At 39.8% G+C, this 6,000-nt stretch carries 3 protein-coding genes and 1 pseudogene; 3 read left to right on the forward strand and 1 reads right to left on the reverse strand.

The window, feature by feature from the left end:
• Nucleotides 1-20 precede the first annotated feature (20 nt).
• Nucleotides 21-1,919: a beta-glucoside-specific PTS transporter subunit IIABC gene (locus ACKTSC_RS09640; RefSeq protein ID WP_332581159.1), complete on the forward strand. Its 1,899-nt coding sequence runs from the start codon at nucleotides 21-23 to the stop codon at nucleotides 1,917-1,919.
• A 47-nt stretch (nucleotides 1,920-1,966) separates the two neighbouring features.
• Here the strand turns inward: ACKTSC_RS09640 and ACKTSC_RS09645 are convergent, their stop codons facing one another.
• On the reverse strand, nucleotides 1,967-2,884 hold the full coding sequence (locus ACKTSC_RS09645; RefSeq protein ID WP_407857462.1) for a MurR/RpiR family transcriptional regulator: 918 nt from the start codon (nucleotides 2,882-2,884) through the stop codon (nucleotides 1,967-1,969).
• A gap of 217 nt (nucleotides 2,885-3,101) precedes the next feature.
• On the opposite strand from ACKTSC_RS09645, the gene ACKTSC_RS09650 reads away from it, so the two are divergent.
• Both ACKTSC_RS09650 and ACKTSC_RS09655 read left to right on the forward strand, forming a co-directional pair.
• Nucleotides 3,102-4,490: a 6-phospho-beta-glucosidase gene (locus tag ACKTSC_RS09650; RefSeq protein WP_407857463.1), complete on the forward strand. Its 1,389-nt coding sequence runs from the start codon at nucleotides 3,102-3,104 to the stop codon at nucleotides 4,488-4,490.
• Nucleotides 4,491-4,516: 26 nt separating this feature from the next.
• A pseudogene (locus ACKTSC_RS09655) lies at nucleotides 4,517-5,875 on the forward strand (6-phospho-beta-glucosidase); the annotation flags it as partial.
• Nucleotides 5,876-6,000: the final 125 nt, after the last annotated feature.

The following is a 6,000-nucleotide window of genomic DNA, read 5'->3' on the forward strand; positions in this document are numbered from 1 at the left end:
ACACTTAGGAGGAACAGACTGTGGGAAAATATCATGATTTAGCTGAGAATATCGTTGAAAATGTTGGCGGCAAAGAGAATATCAATAGTTTGACACATTGCATCACGCGCTTGCGCTTTAAATTGAAAGATGAAAGCAAAGCCAATGAAGAAGTGTTGAAAAATATGGACGGCGTTGTGACTGTAATGAAAAGCGGCGGCCAATTCCAAGTCGTTATCGGAAACCATGTACCATTGGTTTTTGCAGAAGTCTTAGAGGTTGCGGGAATCAGTGGCGAGGCTTCAGAAGAAGAGACTGAAAAAGGAAATATCTTTAATCGTTTAATCGATGTGATCTCAGGTTGTTTCCAACCATTCCTAGGAGCTTTAGCGGCTTGCGGGATGTTAAAGGGATTCAATGCACTGTTTCTATATCTAAATTTTTATACTGCAGGTAGCGGAACCGATCTATTCTTGACTGCAGCCGGTGATTGTATCTTTTATTTCATGCCGATCGTGATTGGATTGACCGCCGCTCGTAAATTTAAAGTTAGCGAATTCACTGGGATGGCTATCGGTGCTGCATTGGTGTATCCGACGATCCAAGCTTCAGCGTTAAGTGCGGGTAAACCGATCATGACACTGTTTGCTAACACTATGTTTGAAAGTCCTGTTTTCATTCGCGTATTCGGTTTGCCGATCATCACAAATGATTATACGAGCAGTGTAGTGCCGATTATTCTAGTAATTTGGTTTGCGAGTCATGTTCAGAAGTTAGCGAAAAAAGTAGTTCCTGAATTGGTTCAAACATTCTTAGTCCCATTATTTACGATCTTAGTCTCAGTCTTTTTCGGTTTCTTAGTCATTGGACCAATCATTACTTTCCTGACCAATCTTTTAGGAAGCGGCTTCACTTCGCTATATGAGTTCTCTCCGGTTCTGATGAGTGTGGTAGTAGGATTCTTCTGGCAAGCACTTGTAATCTTTGGATTGCATTGGAGTTTGATTCCATTAGCAATGATCAACTTATCAACTACAGGTTCCGATATTATTTTAGCAGCATCTTTCACAGCCAGCTTTGCACAAACGGCTGTTATCATGGCAATGTTCTTCAAATTAAAAAATGCCAAGTTAAAACAACTTTGTATCCCAGCAGTTATTTCAGGGATTTTCGGTGTGACTGAACCAGCAATTTATGGATTGTCATTACCGAAGAAAAAACCATTCATCATCTCAATGATCGGCGGCGGTGTTGGTGCATTAGTAACTGCCTTATTTGGAGCTAAGTATTATACGATGGGCGGACTGGGAGCTTTTGGTTTCGTCAATCATATTAATTCAGCAACGAATGATGCTAGTGGAATGATTGGTCAATTTGTGGCGGTTGGTGTTGCGATGGTCTTTAGTTTTGCTGCAACGATGATTTTCTGGAAAGATGAAGAGACTGTTGAAGTACCAGCAGAAAAAACAGCAATGGAAGTACGTAAAGAAATCGTGACAGCACCAGTACAAGGCGCGATCATGCCGTTAGATACTGCGAAAGACCAAGCGTTTGCACAAGGAGTCTTGGGTAAAGGTGTTGTGATCCATCCGACAGTTGGAGAAGTTATTGCGCCTTTTGATGGGACGATCATGACGATGTTCCCAACAAAACATGCGATTGGTTTAGTTTCAGATAATGGTTTAGAGTTATTGATCCACATTGGTTTAGATACGGTTCAATTGAATGGCGAATTTTTTGAATCCTTTGTCAAACAAGGAGATAAAGTAAAACGTGGTGATAAATTAGTCACATTTGACATTCGAGCAATCGAAGCTGCGGGTTATAGCGTGGAAACACCAGTTATCATCACAAATTCAGCAGATTATTTAGATATCATCGAAGCAGATCAAGCAACCGATATCAGCCATAGTGATGAATTACTGACGGTTTTAGTTTAAAAAAATGGAATATGTCCTCTGCGGCATATTCCATTTTTTAATGCTATTTAATTTGGCCGGAAAGATTCGGTAAAGTGGATCATCGATTCTGGTGATTCGGCCATAATGGCCGAACTGGTTTTACGATTATCCACCAAATCACCAATCTCAATTAGATGATTTAGATTTTTTTGATAATCTTCGGCAAACACACAGCTGTATAAAACATCTAATAGATAGCAGATGGAAGAATTGATCGTGAAATTAGCGATTTTTGAGTATAGGCGTTCACGAGTCGTCATTCGTAAAACTGCTTGACTCATTGAAGCTAAAGTATTATCTCCAATACTTGTTAAAGCAATAAAAGGCGCCTTTCTACGCTTTAAAATCTCTGCCACTTGTAGGATGTAACTATTTTCTCCAGTATAAGAAATAAGAATCGCACAAGTATCTTCTTGGGAATTAAAAGCTTCATAAGCATTCTCACCCATGGTTTGACTCGTTACGACATCTTTTTGGATCCGCCGCATCTTCAGCGCAAAATCTTGCGAAATCAACAGGTTGGCATTGCTGCCGAAGATTTTTATTTTTTTTGATTTTAGCAATAGTTGTTTTGTTTTTTGCAGATCATCGTGATTCAGTAAGCTCAATGTATCATTGATCGTCGTTCGTTCAAGTGACGCGATTTTATTTGCGATCGTCATGAGCCCATCATTTGTTTGAAATGGCAAATTGGCATCAACATCATCGAAATATGTTTGTAGATAGGTTTGCTCAGAAAGAAATTCATCGCGTAATTCCAACCAGCCATTGTAGCCTAATTTTTTAGCGACCCTGATCAACGTTGAAGGATGGACAAAATTTGCTTCGGCGATTTCTTTAACAGTTAAATCTTTGATAGCAAGGTCTTGTTTTAAAATATAGTCGACCAGAGTGTTTTCGGCATTTGAAAAACGAGTTTGTCGCATTTTTTCAGTTAATAGCATTTGCCTCACTCCTTTATTTACATATATTATATTCTAAACGTAAATATAAAAATAGCTAATAGGAAGATTGAAACAAATTACTCCATTGAAATTTACAAAAAAGTGAATCATAAATCAAAATTTTGTAAATGAACATGGATTATCTGCTAGTTAGATTGAAAATCTATTTTACAAATAAGATAATTATATTGTAAATAAAAACAAAGGAGTCGATCACATGGCGACAGGTGTAAAAATTGCAACAATCGGTGGCGGCAGCAGCTACACCCCTGAATTAATGGAAGGTTTTATCAAACGTTATGATGAATTACCGATTCGAGAAATTTGGTTAGTAGATATTGAAGCAGGAAAAGAAAAATTAGCGATCGTTGGTGCGATGGCTCAACGAATGTGGGATGCTTCGCCTTATGATGTAAAGGTTTACATGACGCTAGATCGGGAAGAAGCGTTGAAAGATGCCGATTTTGTTACTACGCAATTTAGAGTTGGTTTGTTAGAAGCGCGGATCAAAGATGAACGGATCCCAGCTTACTATGGCATGTTGGGCCAAGAGACCAATGGTGCTGGCGGTATGTTTAAAGCTTTCCGAACGGTTCCGATCATTTTAGAAATCGTTGAAGATATGAAACGCTTATGTCCGGATGCTTGGTTGATTAACTTTGCCAATCCAAGTGGGATGGTAACCGAAGCAGTTGTCCGTTATGGAAAATGGGACAAAGTGATCGGCTTATGTAATGTGCCGGTAATGGCGACGATGGTAGAACCTGAGATGTTAGGCAAGCAGGCAGATGAATTAATTTATAAATTTGCTGGTTTGAATCATTTCCATTGGCATAAAGTTGCGGATGATCATGGTAAAGATGTAACGATGGAAATCGTTGAAAAAATGTATGCTGGTGAAACAGGCTTACCAAAAAATATCCATGATATCCCATTCCCACGTCGTTTACTAGAACAGATGCAAATGATTCCTTGTGGCTATCATCGCTACTATTATATGGAAGAAGAAATGTTAGAGCATGCTTTGGAAGAGTATAAGACGATCGGGACGCGAGCACAGCAAGTGAAAAGAACTGAAGAAGAATTGTTTGAACTATACAAAGATCCAAACTTAGATCATAAACCAGAACAACTTGGACAACGTGGTGGGGCTTATTATTCTGATGCTGCTTGTGAATCGATCGCGTCGATTTATGCCAATAAAGATACCCAGCTTGTTGTTTCAACTAAAAATAATGGTGCTGTTCCAGATCTTCCAGCAGATTGTGTAGTCGAAGTATCTGCTTATATCGGTGGCCAAGGTGCTCGCAGTGTTGCCTTTGGTGAACTCCCAACAGCAGAACGCGGTTGGTTACAAGTCATGAAGGCGATGGAATTACTAACGATCGAAGCTGCTGTGACGGGTGATTACGATACGGCTTTACAAGCATTCACGATCAATCCGATGGTCCGTTCAGGAAAAACAGCGCAACGAATGATGGATGAATTATTTATTGCTCATAAAGAGCATTTGCCAAACTTTAAAACAACGATTGAACGTTTAGAAAAAGAAGGCATCGAGGTACAAGACGAAGTTGCACGTGAATTAGACTTAGTAAATGTATAAAAGAAATTAAAGAGAGCAGGGAAATCATGGGATTTAGAAAAGACTTTTTATGGGGCGGCGCCACTGCCGCTAATCAATGTGAAGGTGGATATAATGAAGACGGACGCGGTCTAGCCAATGTAGATGTCGTGCCGATCGGAGAAGATCGCTTTCCAGTAATCACTGGACAAAAGAAAATGTTCGATTTTGACGAAGAACATTTTTATCCAGCAAAAGAAGCGATCGATATGTACCATCATTGGAAAGAAGACATCGCACTGTTTGCTGAAATGGGTTTTAAAACGTATCGTTTATCGTTAGCTTGGAGCCGTATTTTCCCAAATGGCGATGAAAAAGAACCGAACGAAGCCGGGTTGAAATTCTACGAAGACATTTTTGAAGAATGCAAAAAATATGGTATCGAACCGTTAGTAACGATTACTCATTTTGATTGCCCAATGCATTTAGTAGAAAAATATGGCGCATGGCGTAGCCGTGAATTAGTTGGTTTTTATGAAAACCTATGCCGTGTGATCTTTAATCGCTATAAAGGGTTGGTGAAATACTGGTTGACCTTCAACGAGATCAATATGATTTTACATGCACCATTCATGGGAGCGGGTCTTTACTTTGAAGAAGGCGATAATGTCGAACAGGTCAAATATCAAGCGGCTCATCATGAGTTAGTTGCTTCAGCGATCGCAACAAAAATTGCGCATGAAGTAGATCCTGAAAATCAAGTCGGTTGTATGTTAGCCGCGGGCTCTTACTATCCTTATACACCAAAACCTGAAGATGTGTGGGCGGGACGTCAAGATGAACGTGAAAACTACTTCTTTATCGATGTTCAATCACGTGGTGAATACCCAGCATATGCATTGAAGGAAATGGAACGTAAAGGGATCGAAGTGAAAATGGAAGAAGGCGATAAAGAGTTATTGAAAGCTCATACCGTTGATTTCATTTCTTTCTCTTACTATTCTTCTCGGGTAGCAACAACTGATCCTGAATTACTTGAGCAAACAGCTGGAAATATTTTTGCTTCAGTCAAAAACCCATACTTAGAATCAAGTGAATGGGGTTGGCAAATCGATCCACTAGGCTTACGTATTACGATGAATGATCTATATGATCGTTATCAAAAACCATTATTTATTGTTGAAAATGGTTTAGGTGCAGTAGATACACCAGATGAAAATGGCTATGTCGCCGATGATTATCGTATCGACTATTTAGCGCAACACGTCCGAGCGATGCGAGATGCCGTTGATCTAGATGGTGTAGATCTTTTAGGTTATACGACTTGGGGCTGTATCGATTTAGTTTCTGCAGGGACAGGTGAAATGAAGAAACGTTACGGATTTATTTATGTCGATCGAGACAATCAAGGAAATGGAACCTTGAAACCTGAATTCCCGGAATTTATAACGAGGGAGGGGCAACCCCTAACGCCTCATATAATTCCTTCTGCTTCGTCGTAACCTCTCCCAACAGGCGTCCATGTCCGGGGGACTCGAATAATTCAATCGTG

It is taken from the genome of Enterococcus hailinensis, from assembly GCF_045862035.1.
Classification (GTDB): Bacteria; Bacillota; Bacilli; order Lactobacillales; family Enterococcaceae; genus Enterococcus_A; species Enterococcus_A hailinensis.

Coding starts and splice junctions, on each gene's coding strand:
- ACKTSC_RS09645 (WP_407857462.1), bottom strand. CDS start 2,884: ATGCTATTAACTGAAAAAATGCGACAAACTCGTTTTTCAAATGCCGAA.
- ACKTSC_RS09650 (WP_407857463.1), top strand. CDS start 3,102: ATGGCGACAGGTGTAAAAATTGCAACAATCGGTGGCGGCAGCAGCTAC.